This window comes from Mesorhizobium sp., assembly GCF_004962245.1.
In the GTDB taxonomy this organism is placed as follows: domain Bacteria; phylum Pseudomonadota; class Alphaproteobacteria; order Rhizobiales; family Rhizobiaceae; genus Mesorhizobium.
This window is the reverse complement of sequence record NZ_SUHQ01000002.1, coordinates 303,852-320,047: the sequence shown is the minus strand read 5'-3', so window position 1 is coordinate 320,047 and position 16,196 is coordinate 303,852. Positions and strand designations below refer to the sequence as shown.

15 protein-coding genes are annotated in these 16,196 nt (G+C 62.7%); 14 read left to right on the top strand and 1 reads right to left on the bottom strand.

The window, feature by feature from the left end; all coding sequences use genetic code 11:
• Positions 1–31 precede the first annotated feature (31 nt).
• The 5 genes from E5X88_RS03485 to ugpC all read left to right on the top strand — a co-directional run bounded on the left by E5X88_RS03485 (position 32) and on the right by ugpC (position 6,383).
• A complete protein-coding gene (locus E5X88_RS03485; protein ID WP_292158276.1) occupies positions 32–1,351 on the top strand; it encodes an extracellular solute-binding protein in 1,320 nt (439 codons plus the stop codon).
• A 62-nt stretch (positions 1,352–1,413) separates the two neighbouring features.
• Complete coding sequence (locus E5X88_RS03480) at positions 1,414–2,259, top strand: carbohydrate ABC transporter permease (RefSeq protein WP_292158274.1); 846 nt, start codon at positions 1,414–1,416, stop codon at positions 2,257–2,259.
• Entirely contained in the window at positions 2,256–3,089 is an 834-nt protein-coding gene (locus E5X88_RS03475; RefSeq protein ID WP_292158272.1) for a carbohydrate ABC transporter permease, read from the top strand. Before E5X88_RS03480 ends, E5X88_RS03475 begins: the two co-directional genes overlap by 4 nt.
• A gap of 41 nt (positions 3,090–3,130) precedes the next feature.
• The gene (locus E5X88_RS03470; protein ID WP_292158270.1) at positions 3,131–5,239 is read left to right on the top strand and encodes an ADP-ribosylglycohydrolase family protein; all 2,109 of its coding nucleotides are present in this window, start codon (positions 3,131–3,133) and stop codon (positions 5,237–5,239) included.
• 34 nt (positions 5,240–5,273) lie between these two features.
• A complete protein-coding gene (ugpC, locus tag E5X88_RS03465; RefSeq protein WP_292158268.1) occupies positions 5,274–6,383 on the top strand; it encodes a sn-glycerol-3-phosphate ABC transporter ATP-binding protein UgpC in 1,110 nt (369 codons plus the stop codon).
• Here the strand turns inward: ugpC and E5X88_RS03460 are convergent.
• Positions 6,349–7,254 carry a LysR family transcriptional regulator gene (locus E5X88_RS03460; RefSeq protein ID WP_292158266.1) on the bottom strand — a complete coding sequence of 302 codons (906 nt, stop codon included), beginning with the start codon at positions 7,252–7,254 and terminating at the stop codon, positions 6,349–6,351. The genes ugpC and E5X88_RS03460 overlap by 35 nt on opposite strands.
• A gap of 289 nt (positions 7,255–7,543) precedes the next feature.
• On the opposite strand from E5X88_RS03460, the gene E5X88_RS03455 reads away from it, so the two are divergent.
• From E5X88_RS03455 to E5X88_RS03415, 9 genes are all read left to right on the top strand, one after another.
• A complete protein-coding gene (locus E5X88_RS03455) occupies positions 7,544–8,350 on the top strand; it encodes a 5-oxoprolinase subunit PxpA (protein WP_292158263.1) in 807 nt (268 codons plus the stop codon).
• Positions 8,347–8,589: an acetyl-CoA carboxylase gene (locus E5X88_RS03450; RefSeq protein WP_292158261.1), complete on the top strand. Its 243-nt coding sequence runs from the start codon at positions 8,347–8,349 to the stop codon at positions 8,587–8,589. The genes E5X88_RS03455 and E5X88_RS03450 overlap by 4 nt, the downstream gene beginning before the upstream one ends.
• Positions 8,586–9,971: an acetyl-CoA carboxylase biotin carboxylase subunit gene (locus E5X88_RS03445; protein WP_292158259.1), complete on the top strand. Its 1,386-nt coding sequence runs from the start codon at positions 8,586–8,588 to the stop codon at positions 9,969–9,971. The genes E5X88_RS03450 and E5X88_RS03445 overlap by 4 nt, the downstream gene beginning before the upstream one ends.
• A complete protein-coding gene (locus E5X88_RS03440; RefSeq protein WP_292158257.1) occupies positions 9,971–10,846 on the top strand; it encodes an allophanate hydrolase subunit 1 in 876 nt (291 codons plus the stop codon). Before E5X88_RS03445 ends, E5X88_RS03440 begins: the two co-directional genes overlap by 1 nt.
• The gene (locus E5X88_RS03435) at positions 10,836–11,807 is read left to right on the top strand and encodes a biotin-dependent carboxyltransferase family protein (protein ID WP_292158255.1); all 972 of its coding nucleotides are present in this window, start codon (positions 10,836–10,838) and stop codon (positions 11,805–11,807) included. The genes E5X88_RS03440 and E5X88_RS03435 overlap by 11 nt, the downstream gene beginning before the upstream one ends.
• A 79-nt stretch (positions 11,808–11,886) precedes the next feature.
• On the top strand, positions 11,887–12,954 hold the full coding sequence (gene torT, locus E5X88_RS03430) for a TMAO reductase system periplasmic protein TorT (protein WP_292158253.1): 1,068 nt from the start codon (positions 11,887–11,889) through the stop codon (positions 12,952–12,954).
• A 63-nt stretch (positions 12,955–13,017) separates the two neighbouring features.
• Positions 13,018–14,535, top strand: a complete 1,518-nt coding sequence (locus tag E5X88_RS03425; protein ID WP_292158251.1) for a sugar ABC transporter ATP-binding protein — start codon at positions 13,018–13,020, stop codon at positions 14,533–14,535.
• Positions 14,532–15,572, top strand: a complete 1,041-nt coding sequence (locus E5X88_RS03420; protein WP_292158249.1) for an ABC transporter permease — start codon at positions 14,532–14,534, stop codon at positions 15,570–15,572. The genes E5X88_RS03425 and E5X88_RS03420 overlap by 4 nt, the downstream gene beginning before the upstream one ends.
• A 32-nt stretch (positions 15,573–15,604) precedes the next feature.
• Positions 15,605–16,195 carry a biotin transporter BioY gene (locus E5X88_RS03415; RefSeq protein WP_292158247.1) on the top strand — a complete coding sequence of 197 codons (591 nt, stop codon included), beginning with the start codon at positions 15,605–15,607 and terminating at the stop codon, positions 16,193–16,195.
• Position 16,196 lies beyond the last annotated feature (1 nt).

The following is a 16,196-nucleotide window of genomic DNA, read 5'->3' as shown; positions in this document are numbered from 1 at the left end:
CGCAAGAAGCTCGATTATGGGAGGAAAGAACATGGAACGTCGTACATTGCTCAAAACCGGCCTCGGCCTTGCGGCCCTGCCGCTGCTGCCCCGCCTTGCCTTTGCCGAGGACAAGGAGCCGGTCGGTTTCTGGTATGAATCCGCCTCGCCGGAAAACCAGGACAATCTCAAGACCCTGCTGGTCGATCCCTTCAATGCGGCCCATCCGCAGGATGATCTTTCGATCGATTTCCGCGGCTCCGACCTCGACAAGCAATTGCGGATCGCCATGCTCTCGGGCAGCGGCCCGGACGTCGTCTACACCGCAGGCCCGAGCTATGTCGCGTCGATGGCGCAAGCGGGGCAGTTGTTGCCGCTCGACGATTATGCCGCAAAGCTCGGCTGGAGCGACCGGCTGCTGCCGCTGTTCACGGAACTGGGCAAATATGACGGGAAGCTCTACGCGCTGGCCAAGACCTATGAAACGCTGGGGCTGTTCTACAACAAGACGCTGTTCGACAAGAACAGCTGGAAGGCGCCCACCAGCATCGCCGAGCTCGAGGCGCTGGCCGAGGGGATGAAGGGCAAGGGCCTGGTCCCGTTCGGAGCCGGCAATGCCGACTGGCGCCCGGCCAACGAGCATTATGTCTCGATCATCCTCAATTCGGTGGCCGGACCGGACAACGTCTACAAGGCGCTGACCGGCGCCATCCCGTGGACCGACCCCTCGATCGTCGCCGCGATCGATAAGCTCGACGAGTGGTGGCAGAAGGGCTATTTCGGCCCGAATTATTTCTCGCTCACCGGCGAGCAGGCATTCGCCCAGATCGCGACGGGGCAGGCGGGTATGGCACCGACCGGAACCTGGAACTTCACCAACATCCCGCCCTACTTTCCGGCCAACAATGCCGAGGCGGGCTTCGTCGGGTTCCCGAGCACGAGCGGTGCACCGGTCTATGCGCTTGGCATCGGCTCGACCTTCTCGATCAATGCCAAGTCGGAAAATCCGGACGGTGCCGCGGCGGTGATCGACTACGTGTTCACCGACAAATTCTACAGCGCCATCAATTCGGTTTGGCAGGGCGAGTGGAACCTGCCGCTCAGGGATCTGTCGGCGGTAAAACTCTCCGACAAGGTGCTGCCGCTCTATACCGAGGTGATGAAGAACCTGTCATCGGCTGTCGGCGACGGCCGGTACGGCTATACCACCTGGACCTTCCTGCCCCCTGGCACAGACAGCTATCTGGTCAGTGGCATGGAGGAAGTTTGGCTGAAGAAGACCACGTCGAAGGACTACCTCAAGAAACTCGACGACACGTTCAAGCAGGAGAAGGACGCCGGGAAAGTGCCAGCGATTCCGAAACGAACCTAGGTTTCACAAGACCGCATAGAGGCGACGCTGTGGTGCGTCGTCTCGTTTCCCTGGAGAGCAATATGCATCGGCTCTATCTCGTTCCGACGCTTATCATCAATTTCGTCATCGTCCTGGTCCCGGCATTGCTGACGGTCGTGTTGGCGTTCTGCAACTGGGATGGCATTTCGACGCCGAGCTTTTCCGGGTTGGACAATTTCCGGGCGCTGTTCGCCGACAGCGTCTTCTGGTCGGCGCTGATCAACAACATCATCTGGACCTGCATCTTCCTGATCGTGCCGATCGCCATGGGGCTGCTTGCGGCCTCGATGCTGCTGATCGTCAAACGCGGCAGCAATTTCTTCCAGGTCGTCTACTTCCTGCCCGTCGTCATCGCCACGGTCATTACCGCGCGGGTCTGGCAGGGGATGATCTACAGCCCCGTCACCGGCCTTTTCGGTATCCTTTCGCGCATGGGCCTGCCGCTGGCCAATCCCCTGGCACAGCCATCGACGGCCCTGTTCGGCGTGGCGACAGTCGACCTTTGGCACTGGTGGGGATTTCTGTGCGTCATTTTCTTTGCGGCACTCCGGCAGGTGCCGCAGGAGCATATCGAGGCGGCGCGCATCGAGGGCGCCAACTACGGGCAGATGATGCGCTATGTGCTGCTGCCCGCAATCTGGCCGACCATCACGCTGATGATGATCATGACGGTGATCTGGAGCTTTCTTGCCTTCGACTTCGTCTACATCCTGACCCAGGGCGGGCCGGCGTTTTCGAGCGAGGTGCTGTCGACGCTGGCGTATCGCCACGCCTTCTACGACCTCAATGTCGGCCAGGCGGCGGCAGCAGCGCTGGTCATCAGCCTGTTCGGGCTCGTCGGCACGTTCTTCTACGTCCGCCTGCAGGCGCGGGAGGGCGAGCAATGAGACTGGTCGAGAGCCGTGCCACCCTCACCATGTCCTATATCGTGCTCGGCATCGGCGCGTTCATCGCGCTGTTCCCGATCGCATTGCTGGTGCTCAATTCACTGAAGCCGGCGGCGCAGATCGTGCAGAATCCGCTGGCGCTGCCCAACCCCATCCGCTGGGAGAATTTCGTCAACGCCTGGAATCACGCCAAGTTCTCGAAAACCTTCATCAACTCGCTGCTGCTTTCCGGCACGACGATCGTCCTCGTCTGCACAACGTGCTCGCTGTCGGCCTACGTGCTGGCACGCAGGAAGATCGCGTCATGGAAGATCTGGACGTTCTATCTGCTGGCAACGACCACGGCGCCGATCCAGCTCTACATTTTCCCACTCTATTTCGGCTTCGCCAGGCTTGGGCTGATCAACAATGTTTTCGGCGTCGCCCTGATCTACACGGCCGTCTACAGCCCTTTCGCGGTGATGCTGCTCAGGACCTATTTCATCGCCGTGCCGAAGGAGCTCGAGGAAGCCGCGCTCATCGACGGTGCCACGCACTGGCAGGTGTTTTCCAAGGTGATGCTGCCCATCGTGTCGCCCGGCATCCTGACGGTTGCGCTGATCATCGGGCTCAATTCCTGGAACGAGTTCCTGATCGCGACGACTTTTTTGCAGAAGGCGGACAATGTCACCGCGGTTATCGGCTTCTACCTGCTCAGCGGGCAGTACAGTTCCGACTGGGGTGAGATCATGGCCGCCGCGCTGATCATCGTGGTGCCGGTGGTGGTGCTGTTCGTCGTCATGCAGAAGCGTTTCATCGAAGGCATGGCGGGCGGCTCGGTCAAGGGTTGAACTTTTTCGAGCTGAAACATTTCGACTATCTGGAGCAGAACATGCAGATTCCAAACGACTATCTGGAGCGGGTCTACGCGGGCGTGCTTGGCAAGCTGGCGGGCGTCTATCTGGGCCGCCCGTTCGAGGGCTGGACCTACCAGAAGATCATGAAGGAGCTCGGGCCGATCGAATATTACGTGCACGAGCGCCTGAACCAGCCGCTGGTGGTCACCGACGACGATGTCGCGGGAACCTTCACCTTCATCCGCGCGCTCGAGGATTACGGCATCTCGCCCGACCTTTCGGCCGAGGACATCGGCAAGGCATGGCTCAACTACATCGTCGAGGAGCGCTCGATCCTCTGGTGGGGCGGCAGCGGCAATTCGACCGAGCACACTGCCTGGCTCAATCTCAAGAAGGGTGTCTCGGCCCCGCATTCGGGCTCGATCGCCACCAACGGCCTGACCATCGCCGAACAGATCGGTGCGCAGATATTCATCGACGGCTGGGCAATGGCAGCACCCGGGCAGCCGCAGCTCGCGGCCAGGCTTGCCGAGCAGGCCGGCAAGGTTTCCCACGACGGAGAATCCGTCCATGCGGCAATGCTGTGGGCGGCGATGGAGGCCGAAGCTTTCGTGTCGAGCGACATCGACCACCTCATCGACACCGGCCTGTCCGTCATCCCGCGCGACAGCCTGATCGCAAAACTCATCGCCGACATCCGCGGCTGGGTGAAAGAGCATCCCGACTGGCACGACACGCGGCAGAAGATCGAGGACAAATACGGCTACGACAAATATCCCGGCAATTGCCACGTCGTGCCGAACCACGCGTTGATGGTGATGGCCGTGCTCTATGCGCCCGACGATTTCCAGAAGGCGCAGATGATCGTCAACACCTCCGGCTGGGACACCGACTGCAACGCCGGCAATGTCGGCTGCCTGCTCGCCCTGATGCTTGGCCTTGATGGGCTCGAGGCCGGTCCGGACTGGCGCGGGCCGATCGCCGACCGCTTGCTGATCTCCTCGGCCGACGGCGGCAACTCGATCAACGACGCAGTGCGCATCGCCTATTACGTCGCCAATCTTGGGTTGGCGCTGGCTGGCGAACGTCCGCTCGACGCTCCCAAGGACGGTGCACAGTTCCACTTCTCGCTGCCCGGCAGTCAGCAGGGTTTCCGGCCGGTCGAAGGACACGGCTTTGCCAGGGACGTTCGCGTTGGCAATGTCGAATTCGAAGGCGGCCGTGCCCTCACGGTAAACTATGAGGCCCTGGGTCCCGGCCAGACAGCCGCCGTCACGACGCCGACCTTCTCGCCGCGCGAAGTGCTGTGCATGCGCACCTACGATTTGATGGCCACGCCACTTCTCTATCCAGGGCAGGTGCTCAAGGCGCGCGTCGTCGCCGATCGCCGGAACAAGGGCGCGGTCTCGATCAGGCTGCGCATTCGCGCTTATGGCGCCGACGATCGTCTTCAGGATTTCGACGGCGATGCGATCATCTTGAAGCCGGGCGAAGACCGCATCGTTTCATGGCGCCTGCCCGATCTCGACGGCCAACCGATTGCCGAAATCGGCATCGCCTTCACTTGCGAGGGCAGGCGTGCGGATGGAAGCGTGCTGCTCGATTATCTGCGCTGGGACGGGGCGCCGGAGCTGGTATTGCATCGCCCCGCCGGCGACGGCGACTTCTGGCGCATGGCCTGGGTCAATGGCGTGAGCTTTTTTTCCAAACGCTTTCCACCGAGCTTCCGCATTTCGCAAAGCCGCGACGAAGGCATCGTCATCCACGGCACGCGGCAGTGGACCGACTACAAGGTTACGAGTGACATCGTCATTCACCTTGGCAGTTACGGCGGCGTGTGCGCGCGCGTTCAGGGCCTGAGGCGCTACTACGCCGTGCGCGCCACGCGCGCGGGCAAGCTGCAGATCGTCCGGACCCGGGACGCCGACACAACCGTTCTGGCGGAGGAGGCGTTCGATCTTGTCTTTGAAAAGGCGATCCCGGTGACGCTGACCGTCAGGGGCAGCCGGATAAGCGCCCTTTTTGGTGGGGTGGCGCTTGAAGCGGAAGATACCAGCGCAGAGGCATTCACGAATGGCGGCATCGGATTGCTGATCGCCGAAGGCGCCATGTCCACCGATGAAGTGCGGGTGAGCGGGACCTGAACGTCTCGCGGGCACAATCACAGGAAAGACCTCGATGGCTTCAGTCGAAATCGCCAACGTCCTCAAATCCTACGCCGGGCACAAAGTGCTGCACGGCGTCTCGGTCAAGATTCCGGATGGCCAGTTTGTCGTGCTGGTCGGGCCGTCGGGCTGCGGCAAGTCCACGCTACTGCGCATGATTGCCGGACTGGAGGATATTTCGGGCGGAACGATCAGCATCGGCGACAGGGTCGTCAACGACTTGCCGCCAAAGAAACGCGATATTTCCATGGTGTTCCAGAACTACGCGCTTTACCCGCATATGACGGTCGCCGAGAACATGGCGTTCTCAATGACTCTTGCAAAGGCGCCCAAGGCCGAAAAAGCCGCGCGCGTCGCCAAGGCCGCGGAGATCCTCGGTTTGACGCCGCTTCTCGATCGCTATCCACGACAGCTGTCGGGTGGCCAGCGCCAGCGCGTCGCCATGGGGCGTTCGATCGTGCGCAATCCGCAGGTCTTCCTGTTTGACGAACCTTTGTCGAACCTCGACGCCAAGTTGCGCGTGGCGATGCGGGCCGAGATCAAGGCGCTGCATCAGCGTCTGCGCACCACCACCGTCTATGTCACGCACGACCAGATCGAAGCTATGACAATGGCCGATCAGATCGTCGTCCTGAATGAGGGGCGGGTGGAGCAGATCGGCAATCCACTCGAGCTTTACGACCATCCGGCCAATATGTTCGTCGCCACCTTTATCGGTTCGCCATCGATGAACATCATCCATGGCGTGGTCGTACGCAACAATGGTGTGCCTGTTGTGCGAACGAGCGATGGAACGCTTTTGCCGGTCGGCTCAGGGTTCGGCGCACCGGAGGGAAAGAAGATACACTATGGCTTCCGGCCCGAACATCTGGGTATCTGTGCCGGGGGAAGGGGGATTGCAGCATCGGTGGGGGTGGTCGAACCGATGGGATCGGAAACCCAGGTCCATCTTACGATCGGCGGTGAGCCGGCGGTCGCTGTGTTTCGCGACAGAATTGGCGCCCGTCCCGGGGAGACGCTTTATGTCGAGCCGGACGTTGCCAAGTTAAACCTGTTTGACGCCGAGACCGGCCAGGTTTTGCAGACATCTAGCGACTGTTCGGAATATAGAACGTCTGCCTGAAATAGGAACGAAACGCCTCCATGGCAGAGGTGAACTGGGCATTGCGCCGCCAGGCCAGGCCCACGTCCATTGCCGGGATCGGGTCGCTGGGAACCAGCGTTTCGATGCGCTTGCCTTCAAGTGACCATGGCCGCAGCACCATGTCCGAGAGAATTGCGACGCCTTGTCCGTTGGCAACCATCGAGCGCACCGCTTCGACGGACGATGTGCGCAGCGTGACGGACGGCTGATAGGGCGTCTTGCTCCAGTATTTGAGCGAGGTGTGCGCCGCCTCGTCGACGGTCAGCATGATGTAGGGTTCTTGCGAAATCTCCTTCAGGCCGACGGATTCCCTCTGCAGGAGATGATGTTTGGAAGCGACCCAAAGCCGGCGCCGTGAGCCCATCAGCGTCTCGGTCGAGAGGTCCGGATTGAGCACGTTCGAGGTGAGCAGGACGGCGATGTCATACCGGTTGGACAGAAGACCCTCCTCGATCGCCTCGCGGTTGAGCTCGAAAAGCTGGATGTCGAGCTTCGGAAAATTGCGCTTCAGCTTCTCCAGGTGGTTGGGCAGGAAATAGCCGATCACCGTGTAGGTCGCGGCGACGGTGAGGCTGCCCTCGAGGTTGTTGGCCGGCACGTTCAGGCTGGTCGCTTCCTGCACCTTGTTGAGGATGTCGTAGGCGTGGAAGAGGAACTGGCGTCCCGCCGCGGTGAGTTCCATACCCTGGGGAGAGCGGACGAACAGGTCGGCACCGATCACGCGCTCCAGCTCCTTGATCGCCGTCGTGATCGCCGACTGCGAAATGGCGAGGTCGACCGCCGCTTGCGAAATCTGGCCCTGCTCGGCGGTGGAGACGAAGTAGCGGATTTGACGCAGGCTGATCGACACCCGGTGAAGCCTTCTGTTTCTCTGAGGTTGCCCGCTCTTATTTTCTGAAAATACGATACACGCAACTTGTTTGTGCAGCCGCTGCTTTTTTTGATCGCACAGCATGCCCCCGCTTCTGGCGGTATTCGGCGCTTTCCCTTTCAGCGGCATCCAAAATAGGTATCTGAAAATCAGAATGTCAAATTCTGAGAATAGAATTTTTCAATGCCGCGCTCCCGCGTTAACGTTCAGAAAACAAGAAGACGGGAACCGCGCTGTCGATCAGCGCATGGAATGCAAAGGGAGCAACGTGCCGGTCACGATTGTCGACATCAATTGCGATATGGGTGAGGCGTTCGGCCAATGGCGGCTGAGCGAGACCGACGACGCCAGGCTGATGGAGCTGATCAGCTCTGCCAACATCGCCGCCGGTTTCCATGCCGGCGATCCCAATCTGATGGATGCCACGGTACGGCTTGCGACTCAGCACGGCGTCGGCATCGGTGTGCATCCGGGCTACCGGGACCTGCAAGGCTTCGGCCGCCGCAAGATCAACGGCAACGACGACGAGATCATCAACGACATCGTCTACCAGATCGGCGCGCTGCGCGAATTCGCACGCCGCCACGGCGCCAACCTGCAGCACGTCAAGCCGCACGGCGCGCTCTACATGGAACTCGCCGCCAACGAGGCGCTGTCGCGATCCTTCGTCAAGCTGATGCGCACCGTGGCGCCCAACGCCTTCGTCTTCTGCATGGGGATGTCGGAGACCTACCGGATCGCCACCGAGGCCGGCCAGCCGGTGATCAGGGAGTTCTACGCCGACCGGGATTATGACCGCTCCGGTTCGATCGTGTTCACGCGCCATGTCGGCAAGCTCGATCCGGCCGCAATCGCGGACAAGGTCGTGCGCGCCTGTCTCGAAGGCAAGGTCCGCACTGTCGACGGCGCCGATATCGACATCGACTTCGAGTCGATCTGCTTCCATTCCGATACGCCGGGCTGCCTGGAAATCGCCGGCGCCATGCGCTCCGCCCTGGTCGCGAACGGGATCCGGATCGCGCCGGTGTCGGAAGTGCCCACACAACAGGCCCAAGCCGCGAGGGGATCAAAATGAGCAAAGCCGAAATCAAGTCGCCGCTGCCAGGCATGTTCTACCGCAGGCCGTCGCCCGAGAGCGCGCCGTTCAAGAACGATGGCGACGCCGTATCCGCGGCCGACGTGATCGGCATCGTCGAGGTGATGAAGTCGTTTCATGAGGTGACGGCCGGCGTCGACGGCAAGGCGATCCGCTTTCTTGTCGACGACGCCGACGCGGTGATGGCCGGCCAGGCGCTTGCCGAGGTCGAGGCATGACCATCCATTCCGTCCTGGTAGCCAATCGGGGCGAGATCGCGGTGCGGATCATCCGCGCGGCGAAAGCCCTGGGGCTGCGGACCGTGCAGGTGCACAGCCAGGCCGATGCCGGCTCGCTGGCGGTGAAGCTCGCCGACGAGGCGATCGACATCGGGCCGGCCGCGGCGAAGAAATCCTATCTCAACATCGAGGCGGTGCTCGCGGCGGCAAAGGCGGCGAAGGTCGATGCCATCCATCCCGGTTACGGCTTCCTGTCGGAGAATGCCGACTTCGCCGAAGCGGTGGTTGCGGCGGGAATGAAGTTTGTCGGGCCCGATGCTGCGGCGATCCGGCTGCTCGGCGACAAGGTCGCGGCGCGCCAGGTCGCGGCCAGGGCCGGTGTGCCGACGGTGCCGGGCAGCGACGGGCGCGTGTCCGACCTTACCGAGGCGGCGGCGATCGTCTCGCGCATCGGCTTTCCCGTGATGATCAAGGCGGCGGCCGGCGGCGGCGGCAGGGGCATCCGCATCGCCCACAGCCTCGAGGAATTCGAGCGTCATTTCCCGCAGGCTTCGGCGGAGGCCGCGGCGGCTTTCGGCGATGGCGGCCTCTACATCGAGAAGGTGATCGAGAAGGCGCGTCATATCGAGGTGCAGATCCTCGGCGACGGCACGAATTTCGTTCATTGCTACGAGCGCGAATGCTCGCTGCAACGGCGCCGGCAGAAGGTCTGGGAGGAAGCGCCAGCGGCCGGATTGCCGGCCGATGTGCGCAAGCGCCTGTGCGACAGCGCCGTCGCCCTGGCACGCTCGGTCGGCTACAGCGGTGCGGGAACGGTCGAGTATCTCTACGACGACGCCAGCCGCGATTTCTATTTCATCGAGGTCAACACCCGCATCCAGGTCGAGCATCCGGTCACGGAGATGATCACCGGGCTCGATCTCGTGCAGGAGATGCTGCGTATCGCCGGCGGCCAGCCTCTGTCGGTCAGCCAGGACGATATCGTCATTGCCGGCCACGCCATCGAGTGCCGGATCAACGCCGAGGATCCGCACAGGGGTTTCATGCCCGGTCCGGGCCCGGTGGAGACGCTTGCCGTGCCGGAAGGCGAGGGCATCCGTTTCGACACCATGCTGTTTGCCGGCTACGCGGTGCCGCCCTTCTACGATTCGCTGCTGGGAAAGCTGATCGTGCATGGCGCCGATCGTGACGCCTGCCTGGCGAAGCTGCGCACAGCACTTGCCGGCCTCGGCATATCAGGCATTCCGACGACCGTGCCGCTGCATCAGGCGCTTGCCGCCGATGCCGACGTGGCGGCCGGGCGCTTCCACACGCGTTTTCTCGAACACTGGCTGGAAACGAAATTCGCCGCCCCGCCAAGCGGCACGAGAGAGGTGGCCTGATGCAAAACCGCTATTCATTCGGAGGCGACGAGCATCTCTTCGTCGAGTGCGACGAGAGCATGTCGCTGGAGGCGTTTTTCAAGAGCCTGTCGATGACCAACGCCGTGCGCGATAGCCAGATCAAGGGCGTCACCGAGATCTGCCCGGCAAACGCCTCGTTCCAGATCAAGTTCAATCCCGACATCATCCGGCCCGACGACATGCTGCGCGAAGTGCAGGCGATTGAAAGCGCGGCCAGCAAAACCGATCCGGTGATTGCGACGAGGATCATCGAAATCCCGGTGTTCTACCAGGACCCCTGGACGCACGAGACGCTGATGCGGTTTCGCGAGCGGCACCAGGATCCGAAGGCCACGGACCTCGAATACGCCGCCCGGATCAACAACTATTCGACGGTCGACGACTTCATCGCCGCCCATGCCGGGTCGCCTTGGTTCGTGTCGATGGTCGGCTTCGTCGCCGGGCTGCCTTTCATGTACCAGATGGTCGACCGGCCGCGGCAGATCCAGGTGCCGAAATACCTCCGGCCGCGCACCGACACGCCCAAGCTCACCGTCGGCTATGGCGGTTGCTTTTCCTGCATCTATTCGGTGCGCGGCGCCGGCGGCTATCAGATGTTCGGCATCACGCCGATGCCGATCTTCGATCCGGAACAGAAGACCAGCTACCTCCGCGACTTCATGGTGTTCTTCCGTCCCGGCGACATCGTCAAGTTCAAGCCGATCGGACGCGAAGAATACGACCATACGGTCGAGGACGTCGCCGCCGGCCGGTTCGCGCCGGCAATCAGCGACGTCACTTTCGACCTGCGCGAATTCCAGAAGGACATCGACGGCTACAACGCCAGGCTGGAGGGCATGATCAATGGCCGTTAAGGTACTCAATCCGGGGCTTTCGACCACGGTTCAGGATCTTGGCCGTCCGGGCTATTTTCATCTCGGCATCCCGATCGGCGGTGCCATGGACCGGCTGGCGCTGCGCGCCGCCAATCTGCTCGTCGGCAATGACGAGGGAGCGGCCGGCCTCGAGGCGGTGTTCATCGGACCGCATCTCGAATTCACCCGCGACGCGCTGATCGCGGTGACCGGCGCGGACATGCCGATCAAGCTCGACGGCGAGGAACAGCCGTCCTGGACGGCGCTGAAGGTCAGGGCAGGACAAGTGCTTAGCTTCGGTTTCCTGCAGACCGGCGCCCGCATCTACATCGCGATCGCCGGCGGCATCGATGTGCCGATCGCGCTTGGCAGCCGCTCGACCTATCCGATCGGCGCGCTGGGCGGCTTCAAGGGCCGCGCCATCGCCAAGGACGACGAGCTGCCCGTCGGCAGCGCTGCTGCCGGGACGGAAGGGCGCAGCATTCCGAAAGCGCTGCGCCGGCGGCCGGGAATGCCTGCCGAACTGCGCGTCTTGCCAGGCCTCTATTGGCACCGCGTTACCGAGGAATCGCACCGGAACTTCTTCGACGACCAGTGGAAGGTGGCGCCGGAGGCCGACCGCATGGGCTACCGCTTCCGCGGCGGCCGGCCGTTGCAATTCGTCGAGCGCGACCAGCCCTTCGGGGCCGGGTCGGATCCGTCGAACATCGTCGACAGTTGCTACCCCTACGGCTCGATCCAGGTGCCGGGCGGCACCGAGCCGATCATCCTGCACCGCGACGCGGTCTCGGGCGGCGGCTACTTCATGGTCGGCACGGTCGTTTCGGCCGACATGGACCTGATCGGCCAGTTGCAGCCGAACACGCCGACATCTTTCGTCAAGGTCGACATGGATGGCGCGCTGAAGGCCCGCGCCGACCGGGCAGCATTGCTCGACAGGATCAGGAGCGTTTTCGACTGAGGCTTGGGCAATTGGCATTTGGGTAAGTGCGGCCGAACCGTCCGGAAGACGGCGGCCGATAACAAGAAAGGGGAATGGCATGAGAAATCTCAGGAAAATGATGCTTGCAACGGCGGCAACCCTAGTTGCCGGCGCCACCTACGCCGCCGACTGGTATCCCTACGACGCCGCCAAGATCGAGCCGGCCTTTGCCGCCGATGGCAAATCGGTTGATGTCACCTACGAGCCGCTCGACAAGGCGACGAAGCCCTGGAACATCTGCGTCTCGTTTCCGCACATGAAGGACGCCTATTGGCTCGGCGTCGACTATGGCGTTGCGGAGGAGGCCAAGCGGCTCGGCGTCAAGATGAACCTGTCCGAGGCCGGCGGCTACACCGAGCTCGACAAGCAGATTTCGCAGATCGAGGATTGCGTCGCCAGCGGCGCCAATGCGGTCATCATCGGCGCGATTTCCGCCGACGGCCTCAACAATCTCGTCTCGGAAGTCCGCAAGAAGGACATTCCGGTGATCGACGTCATCAACGGCATCTCGTCGCCGGATATTTCGGCGAAGTCGCTGGTGTCGTTCTACACGATGGGTTCGGAAGCCGGCGCCTATCTCGCCAAGAAGCACCCGGCTGGCAGCGAAGAGGTGGTGGTGGGCTGGTTCCCCGGGCCGGCGGGCGCCGGCTGGGTGAGCGCGGCGAACGAAGGCTTCCTCGACGCCGTCAAGGGGTCCGCGGTCAAGGTGCTGGAGCCCAAGTTCGGCGACACCGGCAAGGAAGTGCAGCTCAAGCTCGTCGAGGACGCGCTGCAGGCCAATCCGAACATCCGCTACATCGCCGGCACGGCGGTGACGGCGGAGGCGGCGCAGGGCATCATTCGCGAGCGCGGCCTGCAAGGCCAGGTCGATCTGCTCTCGTTCTACATGACGCCCGGCGTCTATGAGGGCATCAAGCGCGGCTTCATCCTCGCCTCGCCGGCCGACTCGATGGTCATCCAGGGCCGCATCGCCGTGGACCAGGCCGTGCGCATCCTGGAAGGCAAGGACTACGTCAAGCATGTCGGCCCGAAGATCTTTGTCGTGGATCCGTCCAACATCAACGACGTTTCGCCGACGAATATCCTGCCGCCGGATGGCTACAAGCCGGTCTTCAACGTGAACTGATCGCGACGTCTCGGTCCGGTTCCGCCAGGCAAGGCGGGACCGGACCGACTGGACCCAGGCAAAATGGACGACACAAACCCACCGCTCGTGGAGATGACCCAGATCTCGAAGGAGTTTCCCGGCGTCAAGGCGCTCGACGGCGTCGATTTCATGCTTCAGCGCGGCGAGGTTCACGTGCTGTTCGGCGAGAACGGCGCCGGAAAGTCGACGCTGATCTCGGTCCTCTCCGGCCTCTACCGGCCGACATCCGGGTCTTTGCGCATCGATGGCGAAGAGGTCGACCTGCGCTCCGTGCACGACGCCGCCAAACATGGCATCGGCACGGTGTTCCAGGAATTCTCGCTGATCCCGACATTGCGCGTTTTCGAGAACGTCTATCTCGGCCGCGAGCTGAAGCGCGGGCCTTTGACCGACCGGCGCGCCATGGTCGAGGGGGCGCGCACGCTGTTTCGGGATCTGGGCTTCGAGATCGACATCCGCCGGCGCGTTTCCACTTTGTCGCGCGCCGAGCAGCAGATGGTGGAGATCGCCAAGGTGTTCCTGGCCAAGGCGCAGGTTCTGATCCTCGACGAGCCGACCGCCTCGCTCACCGAAAAGGAAACGCGCAAGCTTTTCGCCTTCATCGCCAAGGCGAAGGCCGACGGCGTCGGCATCATCTACATTTCGCATCGCATCCAGGAATTTCGCGAGATCGCCGACAATATCAGCGTGCTTCGCGACGGCCGGCTGATCGGCACGGTGTCGGCGCGCGACACGTCGGAGAAGGCGCTCGTCGAGCTGATGACCGGCCGCGCGATCGACCAGATCTACCCCGAGATCGGCCGCCAGAGCGATGGCCGGACGCTGATGACGCTGCGCCAGATGCATGGCGCCGGCTTCCACGGCGTCGATATCGACGTGCGCGCCGGCGAGGTCCTGGGCATTGCCGGACTGGTCGGGAGCGGCAAGTCGCGGATCTGGCGCAGCGTGCTTGGACTGCAGCCGATCCGGTCAGGCACGGTCACGCTGAACGGGCGCGACGTGACCCATGCGGCGACAAGGCATATGCTGCGTGGCGGCGTCTATTATCTGCCGCCGGACCGCAAGAGCGAGGGGCTGCAACTGGCGGCGACGGCGCGCGAAAACATCAAGCTCAGCCTGCTCGGCCGTGCCGGCATGGCGGGCCGCTTCGGCTTCGTTGCGCCGCGCCGCATCAAGGCTTTGGCCGACAAGATCGGCGAACGTGTCGGCATTGCCTCAGGCCACATGGGCCGGATCGTCTCGAAGCTTTCGGGCGGCAACCAGCAAAAGGTGCTGTTCGGCAAGGGATTTGGCGAGGAGCGGGATATCTACATCTTCGACGAGCCGACGGTCGGTGTCGACATGGGCACGCGCGCCGCGCTCTACCGGCTGATCAAGGAGATCGCGGAGGCCGGCAAGGCGGTGGTGGTGATCTCCTCTGACCTGCCGGAGGTGATGAACCTTGCGCACCGGCTGCTGGTTTTCTCGAAGGGCAGGGTGTCGGCCGAACTCACCGGCGCCGAGATCGCGGAGGAGAATGTCCTGAAACATTTCTTTGCGGAGACGGGGATCCAATCATGACCATCCAGAGCAGCCAAACCAGGGACACAGAGGCGCCGCGCGGCCCCGCCATCCTGCTGGCAGCCATAAGATCGGTGTTCCTGCGCGTCGGGGTACTGCCGTTCTTCCTCGTCGTTTCGTTGATCGTCTTCTCGCTGATCTCGAACCAGTTCCTGTCGATCCAGAATCTCACCAATGTCGCCAGGCAGTCGGTCTATCTGGTCCTCGTCTCGCTGGGCCAGATGCTGGTTCTCATCACCGGAGGCTTCGACCTTTCGGTCGGCACGGCAATCGCCATGACCTCGGTCGTGTCGGCGCTGGCGATGGTGGCGCTGGCGCCGCTCATGCCTGATATGATCTGGCTGGTCATCCTGCTTGGCGCCGGTGCCGGTCTGGGCGCCGCGCTGCTGATCGGCTGCCTGAACGGGCTCGGCATCGCCCAGTTCGATGTCTCACCGTTCATCATGACGCTTGGCGTGCAGTCGGTCGGCGCAGGGATCGCGCTGTTCCTGACCGGCGGCGTTCCGGTGGCCGGGCTGCCCTATGATTTCGGCAATTTCTTCGGCTTCGGGCGGGTGCTGGGCGTCCCCGTTCCGGTAATGATCGCCTTGCTGGCGATCGTTGCCATCTGGCTGGTGATGAACCGGACGAAACTCGGCTCTCACATCTACGCGGTTGGCGGCAATGTAAGGGCAGCCAACCTTTCGGGCGTCAACACAAAGCGGGTGCTGTTCCTGGCCTATGTGCTGTGCGCGCTGCTGGCCTCTCTCGCGGGCCTTCTGCTCACGGCGCGCGTCGAGTCCGGTGAAAGCAATCTCGGCGGCACGATCGCGCTGGAATCGATCGCAGCCTGCGTCATTGGCGGCGTTTCCTTGCGAGGCGGGCTCGGCCGTGTGGAGAATGTCGTTCTCGGCGCCTTCTTCATCGTGCTCCTGAAGAACGGCATGAACATCGCCCAGATCGGCTCGTACATGCAGATGGTCTTGCTTGGCTCGCTGCTGGTGCTCGCCGTCATCCTCGATCAGTTCCGCTATCGCATGCTGGTTGGCGAGAGCTGACCAGTCCAACCCGACAATCGAAAGGAAAGACCATGTTTTCCTCGACCTATCCCGTGCTTGCAGACCAGGCCTTCTCCGACCGGACCACCGCACTCAGGAATGTCGTCCTGGCCATTGCCGGGTCACTGGCGCTGTGGCTGTCGGCCAAGCTGCAGGTGCCATTCTATCCGGTGCCGATGACCATGCAGACCTTCGTCGTTCTGGTCATCGGAACGGCCTTCGGGTGGCGCCTGGGTGCAGCGACGGTGGCGCTTTACCTCGCCGAAGGCGCGCTCGGGCTTCCGGTCTTCGCGGGAACGCCGGAAAAAGGCATCGGCCTCGCCTATATGGCCGGCCCGACCGGAGGCTACCTCCTCGGCTATCTGCCCGCCGCGGCCCTTTGCGGTTTCCTTGCCAAGCGTGGCTGGGATCGCAGGATCGCCACCATGGCGCTTTCCATGCTTTTGGGGACCGTCGTCATCTATGCCTTCGGACTTTCCTGGCTCGGCACGGTCGTCGGATGGGACAAGCCGATCCTTGCCTGGGGCCTCACGCCGTTCATCCTCGGCGACCTGCGCAAGCTGGCGCTTGCCGCCGCGGTGCTGCCGCTGGCGTGGAAGTTTGTCGGCCATCTAGATCGCTGAA